The 21,071-nt window shown below is 67.4% G+C and carries 16 protein-coding genes; 5 read left to right on the top strand and 11 right to left on the bottom strand.

The window, feature by feature from the left end; genetic code table 11:
• Window positions 1-40: 40 nt before the first annotated feature.
• On the bottom strand, window positions 41-376 hold the full coding sequence (locus tag AC5P9W_RS00765; protein WP_495218636.1) for a hypothetical protein: 336 nt from the start codon (window positions 374-376) through the stop codon (window positions 41-43).
• 3 nt (window positions 377-379) lie between these two features.
• Entirely contained in the window at window positions 380-1,417 is a 1,038-nt protein-coding gene (locus AC5P9W_RS00770; RefSeq protein ID WP_495218637.1) for a S41 family peptidase, read from the bottom strand.
• 415 nt (window positions 1,418-1,832) lie between these two features.
• On the opposite strand from AC5P9W_RS00770, the gene AC5P9W_RS00775 reads away from it, so the two are divergent.
• Window positions 1,833-2,267 (top strand): hypothetical protein, encoded by a 435-nt coding sequence (locus tag AC5P9W_RS00775; RefSeq protein ID WP_495218638.1) that lies wholly within the window; start codon window positions 1,833-1,835, stop codon window positions 2,265-2,267.
• An 88-nt stretch (window positions 2,268-2,355) separates the two neighbouring features.
• Here AC5P9W_RS00775 and AC5P9W_RS00780 read toward each other — a convergent pair whose 3' ends face one another.
• The 6 genes from AC5P9W_RS00780 to AC5P9W_RS00805 form a co-directional block, all read right to left on the bottom strand.
• Window positions 2,356-5,382 (bottom strand): autotransporter family protein, encoded by a 3,027-nt coding sequence (locus tag AC5P9W_RS00780; protein WP_495218639.1) that lies wholly within the window; start codon window positions 5,380-5,382, stop codon window positions 2,356-2,358.
• A 226-nt stretch (window positions 5,383-5,608) separates the two neighbouring features.
• Window positions 5,609-6,676, bottom strand: coding sequence for an acyltransferase family protein (locus AC5P9W_RS00785; RefSeq protein WP_021204667.1), 1,068 nt, complete (start codon window positions 6,674-6,676; stop codon window positions 5,609-5,611).
• Window positions 6,676-7,824 carry an N-acetylglucosamine-6-phosphate deacetylase gene (gene nagA, locus AC5P9W_RS00790; protein WP_495218640.1) on the bottom strand — a complete coding sequence of 383 codons (1,149 nt, stop codon included), beginning with the start codon at window positions 7,822-7,824 and terminating at the stop codon, window positions 6,676-6,678. Before nagA ends, AC5P9W_RS00785 begins: the two co-directional genes overlap by 1 nt.
• The gene (locus AC5P9W_RS00795; protein ID WP_021204669.1) at window positions 7,824-8,852 is read right to left on the bottom strand and encodes an SIS domain-containing protein; all 1,029 of its coding nucleotides are present in this window, start codon (window positions 8,850-8,852) and stop codon (window positions 7,824-7,826) included. Before AC5P9W_RS00795 ends, nagA begins: the two co-directional genes overlap by 1 nt.
• Before the next feature lie 7 nt (window positions 8,853-8,859).
• Window positions 8,860-9,927 carry a LacI family DNA-binding transcriptional regulator gene (locus tag AC5P9W_RS00800; RefSeq protein ID WP_005411045.1) on the bottom strand — a complete coding sequence of 356 codons (1,068 nt, stop codon included), beginning with the start codon at window positions 9,925-9,927 and terminating at the stop codon, window positions 8,860-8,862.
• A 39-nt stretch (window positions 9,928-9,966) separates the two neighbouring features.
• On the bottom strand, window positions 9,967-11,256 hold the full coding sequence (locus AC5P9W_RS00805; RefSeq protein WP_021204670.1) for a sugar MFS transporter: 1,290 nt from the start codon (window positions 11,254-11,256) through the stop codon (window positions 9,967-9,969).
• Window positions 11,257-11,631: 375 nt separating this feature from the next.
• Between AC5P9W_RS00805 and AC5P9W_RS00810 the strand changes: the two genes are divergently transcribed.
• The 3 genes from AC5P9W_RS00810 (at window position 11,632) to AC5P9W_RS00820 (ending at window position 17,953) form a co-directional block, all read left to right on the top strand.
• Window positions 11,632-12,648, top strand: a complete 1,017-nt coding sequence (locus AC5P9W_RS00810; protein ID WP_456115582.1) for a glucokinase family protein — start codon at window positions 11,632-11,634, stop codon at window positions 12,646-12,648.
• A 143-nt stretch (window positions 12,649-12,791) separates the two neighbouring features.
• Window positions 12,792-15,491 carry a TonB-dependent receptor gene (locus tag AC5P9W_RS00815; RefSeq protein ID WP_021204672.1) on the top strand — a complete coding sequence of 900 codons (2,700 nt, stop codon included), beginning with the start codon at window positions 12,792-12,794 and terminating at the stop codon, window positions 15,489-15,491.
• Between the two features lie 110 nt (window positions 15,492-15,601).
• Entirely contained in the window at window positions 15,602-17,953 is a 2,352-nt protein-coding gene (locus tag AC5P9W_RS00820; RefSeq protein ID WP_111098689.1) for a family 20 glycosylhydrolase, read from the top strand.
• 155 nt (window positions 17,954-18,108) lie between these two features.
• On the opposite strand, the gene AC5P9W_RS00825 is transcribed toward AC5P9W_RS00820, so the two are convergent.
• Together AC5P9W_RS00825 and AC5P9W_RS00830 are read right to left on the bottom strand one after the other, a co-directional pair.
• The gene (locus AC5P9W_RS00825; RefSeq protein WP_021204674.1) at window positions 18,109-18,501 is read right to left on the bottom strand and encodes a VanZ family protein; all 393 of its coding nucleotides are present in this window, start codon (window positions 18,499-18,501) and stop codon (window positions 18,109-18,111) included.
• A complete protein-coding gene (locus AC5P9W_RS00830) occupies window positions 18,498-19,682 on the bottom strand; it encodes a class I SAM-dependent methyltransferase (RefSeq protein ID WP_495218641.1) in 1,185 nt (394 codons plus the stop codon). Before AC5P9W_RS00830 ends, AC5P9W_RS00825 begins: the two co-directional genes overlap by 4 nt.
• A 58-nt stretch (window positions 19,683-19,740) precedes the next feature.
• Here AC5P9W_RS00830 and AC5P9W_RS00835 point away from each other — a divergent pair, with 58 nt between their 5' ends.
• Window positions 19,741-20,478, top strand: a complete 738-nt coding sequence (locus tag AC5P9W_RS00835; RefSeq protein WP_019660663.1) for a pteridine reductase — start codon at window positions 19,741-19,743, stop codon at window positions 20,476-20,478.
• Between the two features lie 76 nt (window positions 20,479-20,554).
• On the opposite strand, the gene folK is transcribed toward AC5P9W_RS00835, so the two are convergent.
• A complete protein-coding gene (gene folK, locus AC5P9W_RS00840) occupies window positions 20,555-21,040 on the bottom strand; it encodes a 2-amino-4-hydroxy-6-hydroxymethyldihydropteridine diphosphokinase (RefSeq protein ID WP_134731692.1) in 486 nt (161 codons plus the stop codon).
• Between the last annotated feature and the right edge of the window lie 31 nt (window positions 21,041-21,071).

A 21,071-nucleotide genomic window follows, 5' to 3' on the forward strand; every position in this document is an offset into this window, starting at 1 on the left:
CGGTACGTGATTGCAGGGCAGACTTTAGCAGGCCCGCTCCTCAACCGAGGAATCCATGCCGCCACAGCCAGCCCAACGCCGCCAGACCGGCCACCACCACCAGCATCAGCGGCAGGCCGAAGCGGTGCCGCCACGGGATCGGCACCCCACCCAGCTGCTGGTCCATGGTGTCGGTGTCCAGCACCCAGCCGTGCCCGCACCGGGTGCAGGCCAGCTCATTACGGCGATGGTAGGTGAGGCCGAACAGCAGGTCGATGCGCGCCATCTTGTAGCGCAACTGGGGCGCGAACTCGGTTTCCGTCTGGCAGCGCAGGCAGTGGTGGGCCTCGGTGGGGCCGACCACCACCACCCGCTCCTGCTGGCCGATCAGGATCATGGATCAGCGGCCCTGGCAGGCGGGTTGGGCCAGCAGCCAGGCTTGGGCGGCGGCCACGGTGGCGGCGTCACCCTCGACGCGCTGGTCGGGCTCGATCTTCAAGCCGTCGCCACGATCATTGCGGTCCCGCATCACGCTGGTGGTCAGCAGCAGGCGGCTGCTATCGGCAAGCGTGTGCACGACATTGCCAGTGGAGACACCCGCAGTGGGCTGACCGAAACTCCGCGTCTGCGGACGACCACGCCACGCCAGCGCCGAGGCCTCGCCCGAACTGCCGGTGCGCGGTCCGAACAGCACTGCCACCGGCGCGCCGGGCTGCCGCAGCACATACCCGGACTGGCCGAAGTCCAGCACCGACTTGCCTGCACGCTGCACGGCGGTCGCGGTCAACGTCCAGCGCTCCGGCCCCTGTGCGGTTTCGAACGACCCCACATCTTCGTTGTTCACTACCGAGGTGCGCAGCAGCGGTGCCATGCCCAGCAGCATCGGCCACATGTTGCCACCGCTGTTGTCACGCAGGTCGACGATCCAGCCACAGCGCGCGCCGTCGTCCTTGCTGCGGATGACCTGCTGCCACCGCGCAGCACGCTCGATGTCCTGGCGGAACTTTTCCTGCGGCGTCGCGCCCGGCGTGGAGGCGTAGCCCTCGATGACCACCCAGCCGATGCGCATATCCACCGCATCGGCCGCCTTGGCCCGGTCCACGGCGGCGGCGCCGGCCTGCTGCGCCCGCGCAAGGAATTCGCTCTGGCGCTGGGTCGTCGTCCATACGCCGTGATTGCCCGTGCTGACCGCAATGGCTTCGCGCAGAACGGCCAGCCGTTGCGCGGGGTCGCCCTGCACCGATTGCAGTCGTGTGCGGGTGCCAGGCCAGTCCACCCGGTCGCGATACAGCGCCTGCCGTTCAAGCAGGTTGAGGATCTCGGCCTCCGCCTGCGGCGAGGGCACTTCGATTGCCTTGGGCGTATCGGCCATGGCGTTGGCAGCCACCAGCGCGATCACCAGCGCACCAATGCGACGCACTCCCTTGCGAACCTGCATGTGACGTTTCCTTGTCGTTGAGGCAGGCGCACAGCATAGCCCGCAGGTGATGGCTTTCGCCATGCGCGAACTGTCGTATCTGGCCCCGCCGCGGGTTGCAGCAAGACAGCGTGCACGCGATCAGTAAATTGCAACTTTGCCCATGTCATCGCCACGTAGAACGCGAGAAGGTTGCCTCCGTCGGCGCTTCCTGCGCTGACCGGGATTGGCGTCCTGAATGAAGCTTTTCACGAGCGGGCTTGCAACGTCGTTGCCGGCCCGAACAATGCACCGTCCGTCGTTCTGCGGCGGGCGGTGCGTGGGGATCCCCGGATCCGCCGGCGTCCTTCCTCGTGAAGAGCTTCACCGGCACGCCAACCCGCACCGCCCGCCACCTTGCATCCCGCAGGTGGCCTTGCCTTGTGAGGTTGCTGCCATGAACACGCCCTACCCCACCTATCCACGCCTGCATGCACTGCTCGGTGCTGCATTGCCCGGCCTGCAGCTGTCCACTACCGCAGCCGAAGCGTTGGAAGATGCGCTCACCGAAGTCCACGAACAGGCGCCGCCCTCCGCATTCTTCGCGCGGTTGCACGGCGTCGCTCACAGCCACGGAGCCGACGGCCAGGCGTGGCGCGAGCGGCAACTCAGCGAGGCGCGCGGTCGGGAACTGGCCGAGGCAACGCGCTGCCTTGCCGCATTGTCCGCCTGCGGCGGCGTGTTGCTGGCTGCACAGTCGGCGCGCGAGACGGACGATGCGCAGGCGCAGTGTCCGCCGCAGGTGGAGGAAGGGTTGCTGCATGCGGTGGTGGTGTTGGCCGATCATGCCGGGGCGCTGGTGGAACCGGATGCGTGCGCACCGCTGCTATAGAGCTGCGCCTATGCCCGGCTGCGCAGAGGTCATGGCGTGGGTGGGATTCGTGCCGACCAAGGTCGGCACCTACCCAAGGTTGCGGTTGTCACCAGTCCGCGCGCAGGCCGATGTTGCCTTCGATGATGCAGCGCTTCTCGTTGCGGTCACCGCCCAGCTCGCGCGTGTAGTCGGCCACCGCGTACGCGCTGATGGTGCGGTTGAAGCGCCCTACCACGCCGACACCGGCTTCGAGCGCGCGTGAGCGCTGCGAATTGATGATCGTGTCGTCGTCGAAGCGGATGCGGTCCTCGCCGGAGCGGCCATGCCGGTAATTCAGCTTGAAATACGGCTGCCAGCCGTTGTCGGCCAATTGATAATCGCCGGCCAGACGCAGGCCGATGCGGCCGGTCCAGGCGTTGTCGTTGTCGAAACGCACGCTCGACACCTCATCGCGGCGGTCGTCCAGCGACGTGCGTTGCCAGATCACCTGTAGCTGCGGTTCCAGCCACCATGCGGACTGCCCAAACCGCAGCAGCGGCTTGCCGGCCTCCACAGACACGCTGGTGCCATCACCGCTCAAGCCGAAGCCAAGCCCGCGCGAGGAACGCACGCGGCCGTCGTAACGGCTCTGCATCGCCACGGCGTCGATGTAGCCGCCGCTGCTGTCGGTGAACGTCCAGTACAGGCCCACGTGCTTGTCGTCCAGGCGGTTCTGGCCCACCTGCACGTTCTCCCAGCCCAATGCCAGGCCGGTGGTCTTGCCCTGCGCGCGGGTGCGGCCGACGAACACGCCGATCTGGTTGCGATGGTTGTCGGAGGCAGCGGCCCACACGTCGAGACCAGCCTGCAGGCCCATCACATCGCCATCGAAGCCGGGCTGCGCATCGCCCTTCCAGTGGATCTCGCTGCTCTGCCCCACCAAGCGGCCCCAGGCGGTGCGGAATGCGCCCTGGTTGTACAGCAGGCGCTGCTCGCCCTGCCGCTCGTGGAAGGTGCCGAGGCTGGCCAGCGAGGTCTCGCGCAGGAGCGGCGGCACCACGGCATAGGTGGCAGTCTCCACGCGGTACAGCGGCACCACCGCGCCCTCGGCGGGGCGTGCACCCGGCGTCGGCGGGGCACCGGTTCCGGGCAGCGCACCGCCGGCCACTGGCACGTCCGGCACGGCTGGATCGCTGGGTGGCGCCACCGGCGCGGGTTCCGGTGGCGGTGGTGGCGGCGCGGTCTCGCCCGCGGTCAGGTCCGGATCGGTGGCGCCTTCGGGCGGCGGCGGCGGTGCCGGGATGATCGGCGGCGGTGGGGCCACTGGAGGCGTCAGCGGTGGCGGTGTCGCGCTGCCGCCACCGTTGGGTGCTGGCGTCGGCCCGGTCACCAGCGTCGAACGCAGGTACCAGTTCTCGGCGGTACCGGCACTGACACCGCCCTTGAACAGGAAGTACTCGTAGGCACCGGCCGCAACCGGTGCGAACAGCGAGAACGCGCCCGGCGCGGTGCGGCCACCATTCAAGGCCTGCACCACCAGGATGCCATCGGCCAGCGTGGCGGCGCCGCTACCGCCGGCATTGAGCACGCCGATGCCGGTGGTCCCGGTGGCAGTACCGCCGTCGATCACCAGACGGTCGCTGGTGGACTTGTCCGCGCCCAGCACGGTACGCAGGTAAAGGCCACCGCCATCGCCTCGATAATTGCCACGCACGGTGAACACGTCGCCCGCGCCGGTACCGGTCAGGTCGATGCGCCCGGCATTGACCATCTCCACCAGTGCGCCACTGTTGAACGGACGGATGGCATGGCCGCCACTGCCCGCATACACGGTACTGGTGTCATCCACGGTGAGCGTGCCGGTGCCGGTTGCGCTGTCGCCCAGCACCAGGTCGCCATCGAAGCTCAGCTCGGTGCTGTTGGTCAGGCTGATCGTCTCCCAGTTCTGGAAGCGGCCCACGCCCGTGGTCTTGACGTTGCTCAGGTTGAGCTGGTCGATGCCACTGCCGCCGTCGAACAGCGGCACCGCACCTAGGTTGCCTTGGTTGAGGTTGCTGAGGTTGGCCACGTCGTTGTCCGGGCCCATGTCGATCGCGCCGTAGACGATGCCGCCGCCATTCCAGTTGAAGGTGTCATCGCCGGTACTGAGCAGTACCTGCCCGCGCACGGTGCCGTCGGTGATGGTCACGCTGTCGTTGCCGCCGCTGACGCTTATGTTGCCGCCGATGTAGGCGGTACCCGAGATGATGATGGTATCGGTGTCGAAACCGGTCACCACATTGCCATCCACGGTGCCGCCGGACTGGTCCCACAGGTTCTTGTCCAGCTTCATGTTGACGCGGCCGATGCGGCCACCGGTCATCCACGCCTGGTCGCCATCCTCGAACGCGCCGATGATGCGGCCACCACTCATGCGGAAGGTATCGATGTTGTCGCCCTGCTGCAGCGCGCCGATCGTGCCGCCACTCATGACGAAATCATCGCGGCCACTGCCCTGCGCTACCAGGCCGGTGACGGTGCCGCCGGTGACGGTCATCTGGTCATCGCCGTTGCCCTGGTCGACGCTGTCGATGGTGCCATTGCCCAGCAGCAGCACATCGTTGCCATCCCCTTGCAGGACGCCGCCGCTGATGCTGCCGGCCTGCATGTCCAGGCGGTCGTTGCCTGAATCGAACTGTACGCCGGTGCGCCCGCTGATCGTTCCGCGGTTGACCAGCACGCTGTCGCCCGCACCGACGAACTGCAGGGCGGTGTTGTTGCCGGTGCTGATGCTGCCCGCATTTTCGACACGGCTGCCGCCACCGAGCTGGACCGCCACACCGCCCACCGAACTGATCGTGCCCAGGTTGGACAACAGATGCCCACCAGCACCAACAAGCGAAATCGCGCTGCTGCCACCGCTCTGCTGCAGTTGTGCCGTGTTGGCGATATTGATGGTGATGCCGGCCGCGCCATTGGCCGTGATGGGAACAGTCTGCGGGTTCGGCGCATTGGCATCGCAGGTGACCGTCTGGCCGGCGACGGGGGCGGCGCTGTCACAGCCGGCCCAGGCGACGCTGGCACTCAGCAGCATGACGGACGGGACAGCCAGGGCCTGCAGCACGGAAACGGTGAGGCGGCGCGGACGGAAAGCGCGCGGAACGGCACGGGACATACAGCACTCCTGGACAAGGGATCAGGAACTGCGGATATGCGGTACTGCGCAGGCAGTCTGCCGTGTGGTGAACGGTTTCGATAGGTGAAATTGCGTGGCGGCCATCACAGTTCAGTTGCGAACTTGATCGGCCATCACCCCACCTCCACGTGGCTGAAATTATTCATCTTTGCAGCGGTCACAGGCCGCGCGGAGAGCATCCACGCATGGCGTGGATGAGGTGCCATCAGATCTTCAGATAGATCTTCCGCCGGTCCAGCCACCATGCCACGCCCCACCACAGCGCGACAAACACCAGCGCCTGCAGCATGGACGCCAGCTCCAGCGCCTGCGGCATTGCGGTGGCCAGTCGCTGCCAGACCCACCCCCAAACCCCGGTAGCCATCAGCACCACCGACATCACCGATGCGCCCAGATACGCCGTGATCGCATTGACGCCGAAGCGCCGGCCCAGCGCCGGCCAGCCCTTCTGGTCGATCAACAGGTGGCCCAGCCACAGCCCCAGCGCCGCCAGGCCACCGGTCCACAGCACGTAGCTGGGCGTCCACAACTGCTTGTTCAACGGCAGCACCACCGCCAGCAGCAGGCCCAACACCGCAGTCGCCACACCCAGCCCGGCCAGCGCCGCGGCACGTCCGCTGCGCAGCAGGCCTCCGGCCAACAGCCCGAGCACGGTACTGGCCAGCGCGCCCAGCGTGCTCAGCAATCCTTCCGGGTCATGGCCCAGCCCGGCATCGGCGTGCCATTGATAGATCCACGGCGCGAACAACGCGGTATCCAGGCGGCTGGCCGGGTTGGTCCATGGCGCCAGGTCACCGATGCCCAGCAGCAACACGGTGTACCCCACCAGCAGCGCGATCAGAGCGCCCACCTGCACGCGCGGCCGCGCGTAGACCGCCAGCACGCCCACCAACGCCGCACACACCGCGATGCGTTGCAGCACGCCCCAGATGCGGAAGTGATGGGTATCCAACGCCCACCAGATCAGCAGGTGCAGCAGCGCACCGGCCAGCAGGATGCGCAGCGCGCGCTCCAGCACGCCGCGCGCCAGTGCAGGTCGCGCCGACACGTCCAGCGCGCGCGGCGCTACGCTGAACGCCATCGACACGCCCACCAGGAACAGGAAGAACGGGAACACCAGATCGGTGGGCGTGCAGCCATGCCATTCCGAATGGCGCAGCGGTGCGAACACCGCACTCCAGTCGCCCGGGTTGTTGACCAGCAGCATCGCCGCCACGGTGATGCCACGCAGGGCGTCGATCGAGCCCAGTCGGCGTGGCGGCGTCGGGTTCATCAGGCGGCCTCGTACTGTCCGGCAATCCAGGTGCCACGCACCTGCAGGGCATCATCCAGCAGCACCAGGTCGGCCTGGTAGCCCTCGGCGATGTGCCCCAGGCGGTCGTCGACGTTGAGGAACTGCGCCGGGTAAGTCGAGGCCATGCGTGCGGCTTCGGCCAGCGGCTGGCCGAGCAGCTGCACGGTGTTGCGCACGGCGGTGGCCATGTCCAGCGCCGAGCCGGCCAGCGAACCGGCGGCATTGCGCACCACGCCGTCGATGGCGGTGATGGTTTCGCCGTAGAGCACGTAGCTGGGATCATCGGCACCGACCGGCGGCATCGCATCGGTCACCAGCAGCACGCGGCCGCGCGGCTTGGCCGCCAGCGCCACGCGCAGGCTGGCCGGATGCACATGCACGCCATCGACAATGACGCCGATCCAGCTGTCGCGGTCTTCCAGCGCAGCGCCCACCGCACCGGGCTCACGGCCCTGCAGCGGCGACATCGCGTTGTACAGATGGGTGAAGCCACGCACCCCAGCATCCAGTCCGGCGCGAATCTCTTCGTACGTGCCAGCAGTGTGGCCAGCAGCAACGATCACGCCACGTTCGACCAGCGCACGGATGGTCTCCAGCGGCACGCGTTCCGGCGCCAGTGTCAGCAGGGTCACGCCGTTGTCCAGCGAGGCGGCCAGCGCGATCTCGTCTTCGTCCGGCACGCGGAACTTGCTGGCATCGTGCGTGCCCTTGCGCGCCGGCGCGATGTACGGGCCTTCCAGGTGGATGCCGATCACGCCCGGCACGCCCTGCGCGATGGCCTCGCGCATCGCACCGATGGCTTCGCGCATCACCGCCACGTCATCGCTGATCAGCGTCGGCAGCATCGCGGTGGTACCAAAACGACGATGCGCCTGCGCAATGGTGCGCAGCGCCGCCACGTCCGGCGTGTTGTTGAACAGCGCGCCGCCACCGCCATTGACCTGCACATCGATGAAGCCGGGCAGCAGCCAGCCGCCGTCCAGATCGATCTGCTCGGCCGCCTGGCCCAGCTGCGGTGCAGCGTCAGGCAGCAGCGCGCTGATGCGACCGTCCTCGATCACCACCGCCAGATCGTCGCGGAACTCCTCGCCAGCCAGGATGCGGGCGTTGCGCAGGACCGTGGCCATCACACCGTCTCCGTAACCTTGTTCAGATGCGGCGGCAGATCCGGGTTGAAACCACGGCGCAGCGCCAGCGCATTGATTGCGCGATAGAAGCTCTGCACGGTCAGCAACGGTGCGCACAACGGATGCGGCGCTGCAGCCACCGGCAGGTTGCCGCCGGCCCCGGCCAGCCACACCTGCGCGCCCCGGGCAGAAAATTCCTCGACCACCGCGCGGGTGCCGGCGCCGGTTTCATCGGGCTGCGCGAAGGCCAGCACCGGGAATCCACGGTCAACCAGCGCCATCGGGCCGTGCTTGACCTCGGCCGAGCTGTAGGCTTCGGCATGCAGGCTGCAGGTTTCCTTGAACTTCAGCGCCGCTTCCTGGGCCGCCCCCAAGCCCAGGCCACGGCCGAGCACGAACAGGTTGGTGGCCTCGACCAGGCCTTCGGTCACCGCGCTCCAGTCGCACTGCCACGCCTCACGCAGCGCGTCGGGCAGCAGGTCCAGCGCCGCACGCAGGCTGCTGTCCTGCTTCCAGTACGCGGCCAGCTGCAGCAGCGCGGCCAGCGACGCCAGGTAGCTCTTGGTCGCCGCCACGCTCTTTTCGGCACCTGCGTGCAGCGGAATGACCGTGTCGGCCAGCTGCGCCAGCGGTGAATCCTCGACGTTGACCAGCGCGATCACGCGCGCACCGGCCGCCTTGGCGGCCTCGGCGTTGCGCAGCAGGTCCGGGCTCTTGCCCGACTGCGAGATGACGATGAACAGTGCGCCGCGCAGCTGCAATGGTGCGGCGTAGACCGACCCCACCGATGGCGAGGCCGACGCGACCACCAGGCCCAGCTGGGTTTCCAGCAGATACTTGCCATAGGTGGCGGCATGGTCGGAGCTGCCGCGTGCACAGGTGACCACGAACGGCGGCGGTGCAGCACGCAGGCTGGCGGCCAGGGTTTCGATGATGGCGTGGTTGCGCGAGAACTGGCGCGCAACCACGTCGGCCGCTTCAGCGGCCTCGGCGAACATCAGGGTGGACGTGGGGTCTGACAGCGACATGGCAGGCTCAGGCAGGATCGGAAGGAAGGGGGCGTGCGCCGGCGGGGCGCATCGGCGCGGTCGAACCACGCACCACCAGCTGCGGCACGAAGCCCTGGTTGTGCAGCGGCGCCGGCGCGTCGTCGTAGGCATCGCTGCGCAGCTGCGCGATCAGCAGGCGCGCGGCGTGGCGGGCGATGTCTTCGGTGGCCTGCTTGGCGGTGGTCAGCGGCGGCCACGACTGGCGCGAGAACGGGCTGTCCTCGAAACCGGCAATGGACAGGTCGTAGGGCACGTTCATGCCGGCCGACTTTGCGGCGGCCAGTACACCGGCGGCGATTTCATCGTTGGAACCGAAGATGGCGGTAGGTGGCTCGCGCAGCGCCAGCAGGCGGCGCGCACCGCGGAAACCGTCATCGAAGGTGTAATCGCCCTGCACCACCAGGTGCTTGTCCACGGTCATGCCGTAGTCCTTCAGCGCGGCTTCGTAACCGGCGTAGCGCTCGCCCGAAGACCGGTGCGAGCTGCCGCCCCAGAGGAAGCCGATGCGCTGGTGGCCCAGCTGGATCAGGTGCTCGGTGATCTCGTAGGCGGCCTCGCGGTCGTCCACGAACACACAGGCGCCATCGGCCGGGTCTTCGGTGGCGGCAATGATGCGCACCAGCTTGATGCCGCGCGCGGTCAGCGCCTGGATCAGGTCGCGGCGCTCGGACATGGGCGCGGTCAGCACCAGCCCGGCCAGGCGCGAACGCTGCACCCAATCGGCCAGCTCGTCGGCCAGCAGCGGCGAACTGGAATCGCAGGGGTGGATCTGCAGGCCGAAACCGGTCTCGCGGCACGCGGCCAGTACGCCGTTCTGCACGCCGATGATGTGGTACGGGTTCGGGTTGTCGTAGACCAGCCCGATCACGAAGGTAGTGCCGCTGCGCAGGTTGCGCGCGGACGGATCGGGCTCGTAGTCGAGCTCGGCGATGGCACGCAGCACCCGCGCACGGGTGGCCTGCATCACCGAGGGCTCGTTGTTGATCACCCGCGAGACCGTCTTCAGCGAGACCTTGGCCTTCTCCGCAACGTCCTTGATGGTCGCTCTGCGCATGGGTTTTCCCTGGGGTTGGCTGCCGTCCATCATCGCCGATCAGGCCTTGTCCTGCGGCAGGCCGGCGCGATGGCCGATCACCGAATAGAACAGGATGTACAGGTAGCACGGCACCATCAGCAGCACGAACACCAGCTGGAAGTCGATGTGCTGCTTGAGCACGGCGAACAGCTGCGGAATGATCGCGCCGCCGGCAATACCCATCACCAGCAGGGCCGAGCCGGTCTCGGTGAAGCGACCCAGGCCGCGGATCGCCAGCGGGAAGATCGCCGGCCACATCATGGCGTTGGCGAAGCCCAGCAGGGCCACGAAGGCCACCGACACGTAGCCGTGGGTGGCCCAGGCGCCGAGGCAGAACACCACGCCCAGCACCGCCGAAATGGTCAGGTAGCGCGACTGCGAGACCACCTTGGGGATCACCAGCAGGCCGACCACGTAGCCGATGAGCATCGCGCCGAGGGTGAGCGAGGTGAACATCTTGGTCTGGTCCAGCGGCAGGTCGAAACCATGACCGTAGGTACCGATCGCATCACCGGCCATCACTTCCACGCCGACGTAGACGAACAGGCAGAGCACGCCCAGCCACAGGTGCGGGAACTGGAAGATGCTGCTGCGCTCGGCTGCGCCGGCGGCCGTCGGGGTGGCGTTGGCCTCGGAGGACTTGATCTCCGGCAGCGGCGAGAACAATACGGCGACGGCCAGCAGCACCAGCAGGCCCGCCATGGCCAGGTACGGCGCATGGATCTTGGCGGCGAACTCATTGAGCAGGGCCACTTTGGTGACCGCGTCGGCCGCCTGTACCTGCTTGTCCAGGTCACCGATGCCATGCAGTACCAGGGTGCCGATCAGCACCGGCGCCAGCATGCCGGCGATCTTGTTGCAGATGCCCATCAGCGCGATGCGACGCGCTGCGGTCTCGATCGGGCCGAGGATGGAGATGTAGGGATTGATCGCCGTCTGCAGCAGGGCCAGCCCGCTGCCGATCACGAACAGCCCGCCGAGCGCACCCGGGTACCAGCGCTGGGTCGCGAACTCACCGAACAGCGCGGCCCCCCCGGCCATCACCAGCAGGCTCAGGCTCAGGCCCTTCTTCATGCCGGTGCGGCGCAGGATCCAGGACGCCGGCAGGGCCAGGAAGAAATAGGACAGGTAGAACACCATCAGCACCAGGAAGGCACCGACCTCGCTGAGTTCGAAGGCCAACTTGACGAAGGTGATCAGCGGGCCGTTGAGCCAGGTGAAGAAGCCGATCAGGAAGAACAACACGCCAACGATGGCGATGGAGGTGGCCACGTTCGGGCGCGCGCTTGCAGCGGGGACGGCGGACATCAGGAGGGCTCCTGCGGCGACGGCCGCAGAACGCGGCGTCGGAGAGTGGCTGGGAACAACGTTGTCACATTCTTTCGATGGACAACGGCGGTTTGTCAACTTCCATGCACGCCTGCCTGAACCTCGTGCTGCATTGCGCAAGTCCACCGCGGTATGCCCCGCTGAATGCGCGGCAGTCCTAGAGCCACGTGCGGCAATGGCTCCCACGTGAAACTCGCACTCACACCATGTAAACGTTTACTGCACGCCGCGTTCGTTGCAACGCAGCAACGAAAGTGTCACGAACTCGTTGACATCGTTGTCAGCGCGGTTACAGACTCCGCCACAATCGCCGCCCCGGTTCCGGGCCGGCCCCACCTGACAGCAGGAGCCCGCGTGACCGCCAGCCACCCCGCCCCGGCCCATGTCCTGTCCCGCGTTGCGCCCTCGTTCCTGGCCGCCGACGTCGGTGGCACCCATGTGCGCGTGGCCCGGGTCCAGGCCAGCGGTGATGCCGCCCACCCGGTGCAGGTGCTGGAGTACCGCAAGTACCGCAATGCCGACCACGCCGGCCTCAGCGCGATCCTGTCCGACTTCCTCGGCGAAGGCCCGCGGCCCACGCATTGCGTGGTCGCCAGCGCCGGCTACGCCCGCGAGGACGGCACGGTGATCACCGCCAACCTGCCGTGGCCGCTGTCGGCGCGCCAGGTGGAAGCCGACGTCGGCCTGCAGCGGGTCTACATCGTCAACGACTTCGAAGCGGTGGCCTATGCCGCCGCGCAGGTGGACGCCAGCGGCGTGCTGCACCTGTGCGGGCCGGACACCGCCACGCGCGGCCCGACCCTGGTGGTCGGCCCCGGTACCGGTCTGGGCGCCGCGCTGTGGATCCCCACCGCGCACGGCCCGGTGGTTCTGCCCACCGAGGCCGGCCAGCCGACCCTGGCGGCCAGCACCGAACTGGAAATGGCCATCGTCCGCCACATGCAGCGCGACCGCGCGCACGTGTCGATCGAGCATGCGATCTCCGGCCCCGGCCTGATGAACCTGTACCGAGCCGTGTGTGCACTGCAGGGGCAGGCGCCGACGCTGGCCAGCCCCGACGCAGTCACCGCTGCGGCCATGGCCGACAGCGATGCGCATGCGCGCCAGGCGCTGGATGTGTTCTGCGGCCTGCTCGGCAGCACCATCGGCGACATGGCCCTGTTCTACGGCGCCCACGGTGGCGTCTACCTGGCCGGCGGCATCCTGCCGCAGATCCGCGAATACCTGCGCGCCAGCACCTTCGTCGAACGCTACCTGCAGAAGGGGCCGATGGGCGAAGCACTGGCACGCATCCCGGTGAAGGTCGTCGAGCACGGCCAGCTGGGCGTGGTCGGCGCTGCCAGCTGGTACCTGCAGCAATCGGCCGCCTGACACCGCAACAGGCTTCAACGCAATCGCAGCACGCAGTACGTGGCACGCCAACGCACGGGACTTCGCCGCCGCCCCGCGCATGTCATCGCAACCGTAACCGAACACCGCCGCCGGCACCCAATCGAGTGATGAGGAGAGACATCATGAACACCCGCAAGACCCTGCTTTCGGCCGCCATCGTCAGCTGCATCGCCTTCAGTGCGCACGCGCAGCAGGCGGCCCCGACCGCCACCGATCTGGACACCGTGACCGTTACCGGCATCCGTGGCTCGATGGAAAAGTCGCTGGACACCAAGCGCGAAGCCAATGCGCGTGTGGAAGTGGTCACTGCCGAAGACGTGGGCAAGCTGCCCGCGCATAACGTGGCCGATACCCTGCAGCGCCTGCCGGGCGTGAACATCAGCTCGTCCAGCGCCGATGAAGGCGGTTTCGACGAAGCCGACCGTGTCAGCCTGCGCGGCACCAGCCCGAGCCTGACCCAGACCCTGATCAACGGCCACAGCGTCGGCTCGGCCGACTGGTTCGTGCTCAGCCAAGGTAGCAATGTCGGCCGCAGCGTCAGCTACACCCTGCTGCCGTCGGAACTGGTGCGCTCGGTGGAGGTGAACAAGTCCTCGCAGGCCAAGCTGCAGGACGGCGGCACCACCGGCACCGTCAACATCCTCACCCGCAAGCCGCTGGAATTTTCCAAGCAGATCACCGCTGAAGCCTCGATCGGCGCGGTGCGCTCGGACCAGGCCAAGTCGACCGACCCGCAGCTGTCGGGCCTGTTCAACTACAAGAACGACGACGGCACCTTCGGCGTGATGGTGCAGGGGTTCAGCCAGAAGCGTGAACTGCGTCGTGAAGCGCAGGAAATCCCGTCGGGCTTCTTCAAGATCGACCCGAACGGCACCGTAGCCAAGTCGAACCCGGACCTGGCCGGTGTCTATGCGCCCGCCCTGCTCGGCTCGACCCTGTTCGAGCAGACCCGCGAGCGCAAGGGTGGCCTGATCTCACTGCAGTTCAAGCCGGCCGACAATCTGACGCTGGGCCTGGAAGGCTTCAGTTCCAAGATGGAAGCCAACAACTACAACCGCAACTTCATGTTGTGGGGTAGCAAGATCATGGGCGACGACAAGGACGACGCCGGCGTGATCACCCGCCCGGGCCAGGCCCCGCTGCCAGGCTATGTGGTCAAGGATGGCGTGCTGACCAACGCCAACTTCGCAGGCGTCGCCGGTACGCCGTACGCGGTGTACGACATGATCTACCGCGAGGCCACCGCCAAGAGCAACTACATCACCCTCGATGCCGACTGGCAGATCAACGACAGCCTCAACGCCAAGTTCCAGGCCGGCAGCACCAAGGGCACCGGCACCACGCCGCGCCAGTTCATCGCGGAAGTGACCGTGGCTGACGGCGGCGGCGCCAATTGGACCACCCACGGCAACGGTTCGCCGGTGGACTGGAACGTCGGCGGCGACATCAGCCCGAACGGCGTGACCAGCTTCGGCACCTGGGGCAACCAGGAAGTCACTGCCGAAGACAAGGAAAAGTGGTTCACGGCGGACTTCAATCAGTACTTCAACGATGGCGGCGTGCTGAACTCGCTCGACTTCGGCGTGCGCTATGCCGACCACAAGCGCGAGGCGCTGTCGCCGGAAGGCGCAACGCCGGGCGCGATCTGGGACGCACTGAAGGGCGCCCCCACCGGCAGCTTCCCGGGTGGCTTCGCCGGCGGCATCGGCGGCAATTTCCCGCGCAACATCTGGTACTACACCCCCGGTGCGCTGAAGGACGCAGTGCTCAACAACTCCACCTGGCTGGCCGGCAATGACGGCCCGACCGGTCGCCACAACTATGGCGCCGAGTGGAAGGTGGCCGAAAAGAACTTCGCCGGCTATGTCCAGGCCAACTTCAGCGGCGACCGTTGGAGCGGCAACGTCGGCCTGCGCTACGTCAACATCAAGCAGGACATCGACACCTACCAGGCGGTCAGCGATATCGCCAACGCCGACGTCAGCAGCCTGTTCGGCAAATGGAAGGCGCTGTCGTTCGAAAACAAGCACGACCGCATCCTGCCCAGCGCGAACCTGAAGTTCGATCTGGCCGATGACCTGGTGTTCCGCTTCGCCGCGTCGCAGACCCAGACCCTGCCGGACTTCTCGGCACTGGGCGCATCGTCCTGGGGTTCGGACCTGACCAAGGTCGGCGGTGGCGGCAACCCGAAGCTGAAGCCGGTGCTGTCGACCAACTTCGACGCCAACCTGGAGTGGTACTTCATGCCGCGCGGCCTGGTGTCGCTGGGCGCGTACTCGATGAACCTGAAGGACTACGTGGCCTTCGGCACCCAGACCCAGATGCTGTACAGCGAGCTGAGCAACCAGCTGGAGGCCTACCAGGTCGCCGTGCCGGTCAACGCCGACGGCAAGGTCTACGGCATGGAGTTCGCCTACGAACAGCCGCTGGGTGAGAACTTCGGCCTGAACGCCAACTACACCTACGCCGACGGCAGCACCTCCCACACCTGGGAAGACGGCAGCAACAACCTGCTGGGTACCTCGAAGAACACCTACAACGTGGGTGCCTACTTCGAGAATGATACCTTCGGTGCGCGCGTCAGCTACACCTACCGGTCCTCGTTCCTGATCGGTCTGAAGGGCGCGAGCCCGTACTACCAGGATGATTTCGGCACACTGTCGCTGTCGCTCAGCTACAAGGCGACCGACTGGATGAGCGTGAGCTTCGATGCGCTGAACCTCAACAACCCGACCCTGAAGTACTACCAGAGCGCCTCGATCCCGAGCGCGTTCTATGAGAACGGTCGCCAGTACTACCTCAACTTCCGCTTCAAGTACTGATCCAGCGGCGGCAACATCGCCGAGTCGTGCACGCACGCCGGGCCTGGTCATTCCGGGCCCGGCGTTTTTCATGTATAGCGTTCATCGCACCGTTCCAAGGAGTCGTTCCGATGGTCAAGCCTTCCCGCGCCCGGATGCGCAGCGCGCTGCTGGGCAGCCTGATTGCCCTGCTGCCGGCACTGCCGGCGCTGGCCGCCGATCCCACGCCGGCCACCGAAGCACCCGGCCCGCAGCTGCGCACCGGCAGCCTGATGCTGATTCCCGCGCCAGCCACCGTGCAGCGCGGCCAGGGCAGCGGCATCACCGTACGCGCCGATACCGCGCTGCACGCCGAAGGCGAAGCCGCGCAGCGCGTCGCCACCCAGTTCACCGACCTGCTGGCGCGCAGTGGCGGTCCGCGCCTTACGCCGGCCAAGGGCAAGACGGCAGCCGCCCCGGGCGGCATCCGCTTCCAGATCGTGCCCACCTTCCGTGACAGCGGCGAGAGCTACACGCTGGAAAGCACCGCGCAGGGCGTGGTGATCCAGGCCGGCAACGAAACCGGCCTGTTCTACGGCGCAACCACGCTTGCCCAGCTGGCCACGGGCGGAAGCAACGGCGTGCTGCCCGCGGTACAGATCCAGGACGCGCCGCGCTTCAGCTGGCGCGGTTTCATGCTCGACTCGGCACGGCATTTCCAGAGCCTGGACGAGATCAAGCGCGTGCTCGATGCGATGGCCGCGCACAAGCTCAATACCTTCCACTGGCACCTGACCGATGACCAGGGCTGGCGCATGGAGATCAAGCGCTACCCCAAGCTGACCGAGGTGGGAAGCTGCCGCCTGCCGGCGGGTGATGGCGGCGTCGATCCGGCCAATGGCCAGGAGCATCCGTACTGCGGCTTCTACACGCAGGAGCAGATCCGCGAAGTGATCGCCTATGCCGCCAAGCTGCATATCCAGGTGATTCCGGAAATCGACGTGCCCGGCCATGCCACCGCCGCGATTGCCGCGTACCCGGAACTGGGTTCGATCGACACCCCGCTGAAGCCGATCAGTGAATGGGGCGTGTTCCCGAACCTGTTCAACGTGGAAGACAGCACCGTCACCTTCCTCGAGAACGTGCTGGAAGAAGTGATCGAACTGTTCCCTGCGAAGTACGTGCACGTGGGCGGCGACGAGGCAGTCAAGGACCAGTGGGAAGCCTCGAAGCAGGTGCAGCAGCGCATGCGTGCACTGGGCATCAAGGATGAAATGGCCATGCAGAGCCACATCATCAAGCGCCTGGAGACCTTCCTGGAGAAGCACGACCGGCGCCTGATCGGGTGGGACGAAATCCTCGAAGGCGGCCTGCCACCGCAGGCCACGGTGATGTCGTGGCAGGGCACCGAAGGTGGCCTGGCCGCGGCCAGTGCTGGCCATGACGTGGTCATGTCGCCGGTGGGCTACCTCTATCTGGATTACCTGCAGACGGCCTCGCCGAACGAACCGCCGGGCCGCCCGGCCCAGGTCAACCTCGGCAAGCTGTACAACTACGAGCCGGTGCCGGCCGAGCTGGCGGCCGACAAGCGCCAGCACATTCTCGGTCTGCAGGCCAACATGTTCACCGAGCACACGCGCACCTACGCACGCCTGCAGCACAACCTGTTCCCGCGCCTGGCGGCAGTGGCCGAGACCGGCTGGAGCACGCCGGAACATCGCGACTTCCGCGATTTCCTCGCGCGCCTGCCCGCGCAGCTGCAGCGCTACCGCGCCTGGGGCCTGGCCTACGCGCAGACCCCGTTCGAAGTGGGCGTGGACTACACCAACAACCGCGCCGCCAACACGGTGACCGTGTCGCTGGCCAATCCGCTGGGCTATGAAGTGCGCTACAGCACCGATGGCCAGCCGGTGACGGCGCAGTCGCCGCTGTACCAGCAGCCGCTGACCGCGCAGCTGCCCGCTACCGTGCAGGCCGCCGCGTTCTACCAGGGCCAGATGCTGGCGGCGAAGCCGACGGTCGCGGCGTTCAGCGCACAATCGCTGCTCAGCCGCCGCAGCGATGAGCTGCTCAGCTGCGTGGGCAAGAAGGGGCTGGTGCTGCGCCTGGAGGACGATGGCCCGCGCGAAGGAAATCGCGCGGTGTTCAACGTGGATATCTTCCAGCCCTGCTGGCGCTGGCCGCAGGCGCAGCTGGACGGCGTCGGCAGCGTGGAAGTCCGTGCCGGGCGCATCCCCTACTACTTCCAGCTGGCCCACGACGAGCCGAAGCGTCGCTTCGAAAAAGCGAGGCGCGCGCATGGCGAGATGCAGGTGCGTCGCGGAGATTGCAGCGGCAAGGTGCTGGCCGAAGTACCGCTGCCGGCCACGCCCGATGCCGATGGCTTCGTGACGCTGCGTGCGGCGCTGCCGAAGGGGACGCAGGGCACCGGTGACCTGTGCATCAACTTCACCGGCGACACGCGCCCGGCGATGTGGGTGCTGGATGAGGTCACGCTCAGGTAGGTGCCAACCTTGGTTGGCGCTTTGCGGCCGGATCCACGCATCGCGTGGATCTACTGATTCCATCCACGCATGGCGTGGATCTACTGTAGAGCCGAGCCCATGCTCGGCTGCTTTTCAACCGGAAAGCCGAGCATGGGCTCGGCTCTACAGGAACCTCACCCTCGCCAGCGCAGCAGCAGGTCGCGCAGCGGGGTCAGGGCCGTGACCATGCCGACCAGCACGCCCACCGTGTTGGCGATGGCGTCCATCGGGTCGGCCATGCGGTTGCTGGTCAGTGCGCCCTGCGCGAACTCGATGCCGATGCCCATCAACACCAGGGCCACGCCCACCCACAGCAGCGGCCTGCCGCGGCGGAACAGCTGCACAGCGCTGCCGGCCAGGATGAAGTAGGCGACGAAGTGCTCGCCCTTGTCGCTGTTTTCCGGCAACGGAATCGGCGGTGGCGGGATCAGGCAGACCACAATCACCAGCAGCACGGCCAAACCCCACAGCACGGCCCACAACCGCGGCCGCCGCAGCGGCTTGATCACCGGCAACACCTCGCTCACAGGCGCCAGCTCAGGTCACCCAGTTCGAAGGCCGGTTCGAAATCGACGCCACGCTGCAGGCCGATGGCCTGGAAGCGCTCGCCCATCTCGGTCGGCAGGGTCAGCTTCTTTACCTGGTCGCGCAACTGGATGCGGCCGACCTCGTCGGTGCGTTCCTCGGCCAGCAGCAGCACCTGGTCCAGGCCGTTGCCGAGCAGGAAGCTGGCCTGGCTGCAGTAGCCCGCCAGCTCGAAACCGCCGTGCATGCCGGCCTCGGCTATCGCGGTGAAATCCACCGACCCGGTGATGTCCTGCAGGCCCGGCCAGCGGTGCACGTCGTTGTGCACGTGGTGGCGGTAGAACGCACGCACGGTGCCCTCGTCGCGGTCGTGCTGGTAGAACTCGCTGCGACTGTAGCCGTAGTCGACGAACAGCATCGCACCACGCTGCATGCCACCAGCCACCGCCTGCAGCCAGTACGGCAGCTGCGGCAACACTTCGGAACGGTAGCCCTCGGCGAAAGGCTTTTCCAGGTAGCGCTCGATATGGCGCACCGCACCGTTGAGCAGGATGTCGGCCGGCTGCGCGCCACGGATGAAATTGCCTTCGGCGTCCAGCTCGACGGTTTCCTCGTAGACCTCGCCATCGCGGATCAGGAAGCGCGGGGTCGGCAGCGCGTCGATCACCTCGTTGGCGAACACCACGCCTTCCCAGGCCTCGTCGAACGGGCGGTCGACCCAGTCCACGCGCGCGGCCAGCTCGGCCGGCAGGTTCTGCTGCAGACGCTGCTGCTGGCGCTCGCGCAGATCGGCACTGGGTTCGAGGATGGCGTAGCGCGACGGCAGCGCATCCAGCTCGGCCAGGCGCAGCAGCACGGCCTCGGCGAAGGCGCCGGTGCCGCCGCCCAGCTCCAGCATCCGCGCCTGCGCGCCGAGCTGGGCGAACACCGGTGCCAGCGCATTGGCCACGCTGCCGGCAAACAGGCTGCCAAGCTCGGGCGCGGTGGTGAAGTCACCGCTGCCACCGAACTTGCTGGCGCCGGCGCTGTAATAGCCCCAGCCCGGGGTGTACAGGCACAGCTCCATGAAGCGCGAGAAGGGCATGGCCCCGCCCTGCGCGAGGATTTCAGCACGCAGGGCGGCCGCCAGCTGGTCGCTGTGGGCCAGGGCATCGGCTTCGGGCAGGGGGAAGGTGGGCTGCATGGCGTGTTCGAATGCGGTGACAATGTGCACAGGATAGCTGAGCCTTGGAGGACCCTCGATGAGCGATACCCACCCCGTGGTCCTGATCACCGGCAGCGCGCGCCGGATCGGCGCGGCCATCGCCCGCCAGTTCCACGCCTGTGGCTGGTCGGTGGTACTGCATGCCAACACCTCCAGCGCCGAACTGCAGCAGGCCGCGTTCGATTTCGACAATGTGCGGCCGGGCAGCGTGCTGGCCCTGCAGGCCGACCTGCGTGACGCCGACGCCCTGCCCGACCTGGTGGAACAGGCCGTCACCCACTTCGGCCGCCTGGACGCGCTGGTCAACAACGCCTCCAACTTCTTCCCCACCCCGCTCGGCCAGGTCACCGCCGAGGCGATGGACGCACTGTATGCAGTCAATGCACGTGCGCCGCTGCTGCTGTCACAAGCGGCGGCGCCCTACCTGCGCCGCCAGCAGGGCTGCATCGTCAACCTGACCGACCTGCACGGCACCGATCCGATGCGCGACCACATCGCCTACACCATGGCCAAGGCCGCGCTGGAGATGGCCACCCGCGCACTGGCACTGGAGCTGGCGCCGAAGGTGCGGGTCAACGCGGTGGCGCCGGGTGCGATCCTCTGGCCGGAACAGGGCAAGGACGATTTCGCGCGCGAGGCGCTGCTGGCGCGCACGCCGCTGGCGCGGATCGGCACGGTCGAGGAGATCGCCGAAGCGGTCTACTGGCTGGTGGCCGAAGCCAGCTTCGTCACCGGCCACACCCTGCGCGTGGATGGTGGGCGCACCGTCAGCTGAAATCTTGCCGGCCAGCGGCCGGCACCACCGGTAGCGCCGGGCCATGCCCGGCGAGCGCAGCGGCAACAACAACCCATCATTCCAGGTCCACCACCTCGAACGCCTCGCCAAACTGCGCGTGCGCCCGCCACAGCGTGGCCAGGTCCTGCCCGCTGACCGGGTCGATGAAGCCCGGCGCGATGTCCGCCAGCGGCTTCAGCACGAAGGCATGCTTCAGTTCCGGGCGCGGAATGCGCAGGTGGCCGGGGCCTTCCACCACCAGGTCGCCGTAGAACACCACGTCGATGTCCAGGGTCCGGTCGGAGAAGCGCGGCCCGCTGCGATCGCGGCCGTGCGCGTCTTCCAGCGCGTGCAGCCAGTCGTCCAGTTCCTGCAGCGGCAGGTCGGTGTCGATCGCCACGGCGTTGTTGAGGAAGGCCGGGCCGTCGAAGCCGACCGCGGCAGTACGGTAGGCCGGCGACACCCGCAGCGCGCCGAAACGCTCGCGCAGGGCCGTCACCGCGGCGTGGAGGTAGCGGCGGGGCTGGACGTTGCTGCCCAGGCTCAGGAGCACGGTGGTCATGCGGTTCAGGTGACGGCACTTGGGGGGCGTG

Source organism: Stenotrophomonas sp. YJH_SMC_33 (genome assembly GCF_059372295.1).

Bases quoted from the DNA above. Each gene is read 5' to 3' on its own strand.
- AC5P9W_RS00765 (WP_495218636.1), bottom strand. From the start codon at position 376: ATGATCCTGATCGGCCAGCAGGAGCGGGTGGTGGTGGTCGGCCCCACC.
- AC5P9W_RS00770 (WP_495218637.1), bottom strand. From the start codon at position 1,417: ATGCAGGTTCGCAAGGGAGTGCGTCGCATTGGTGCGCTGGTGATCGCG.
- AC5P9W_RS00775 (WP_495218638.1), top strand. From the start codon at position 1,833: ATGAACACGCCCTACCCCACCTATCCACGCCTGCATGCACTGCTCGGT.
- AC5P9W_RS00780 (WP_495218639.1), bottom strand. From the start codon at position 5,382: ATGTCCCGTGCCGTTCCGCGCGCTTTCCGTCCGCGCCGCCTCACCGTT.
- AC5P9W_RS00785 (WP_021204667.1), bottom strand. From the start codon at position 6,676: ATGAACCCGACGCCGCCACGCCGACTGGGCTCGATCGACGCCCTGCGT.
- nagA (WP_495218640.1), bottom strand. From the start codon at position 7,824: ATGGCCACGGTCCTGCGCAACGCCCGCATCCTGGCTGGCGAGGAGTTC.
- AC5P9W_RS00795 (WP_021204669.1), bottom strand. From the start codon at position 8,852: ATGTCGCTGTCAGACCCCACGTCCACCCTGATGTTCGCCGAGGCCGCT.
- AC5P9W_RS00800 (WP_005411045.1), bottom strand. From the start codon at position 9,927: ATGCGCAGAGCGACCATCAAGGACGTTGCGGAGAAGGCCAAGGTCTCG.
- AC5P9W_RS00805 (WP_021204670.1), bottom strand. From the start codon at position 11,256: ATGTCCGCCGTCCCCGCTGCAAGCGCGCGCCCGAACGTGGCCACCTCC.
- AC5P9W_RS00815 (WP_021204672.1), top strand. From the start codon at position 12,792: ATGAACACCCGCAAGACCCTGCTTTCGGCCGCCATCGTCAGCTGCATC.
- AC5P9W_RS00820 (WP_111098689.1), top strand. From the start codon at position 15,602: ATGGTCAAGCCTTCCCGCGCCCGGATGCGCAGCGCGCTGCTGGGCAGC.
- AC5P9W_RS00830 (WP_495218641.1), bottom strand. From the start codon at position 19,682: ATGCAGCCCACCTTCCCCCTGCCCGAAGCCGATGCCCTGGCCCACAGC.
- AC5P9W_RS00835 (WP_019660663.1), top strand. From the start codon at position 19,741: ATGAGCGATACCCACCCCGTGGTCCTGATCACCGGCAGCGCGCGCCGG.
- folK (WP_134731692.1), bottom strand. From the start codon at position 21,040: ATGACCACCGTGCTCCTGAGCCTGGGCAGCAACGTCCAGCCCCGCCGC.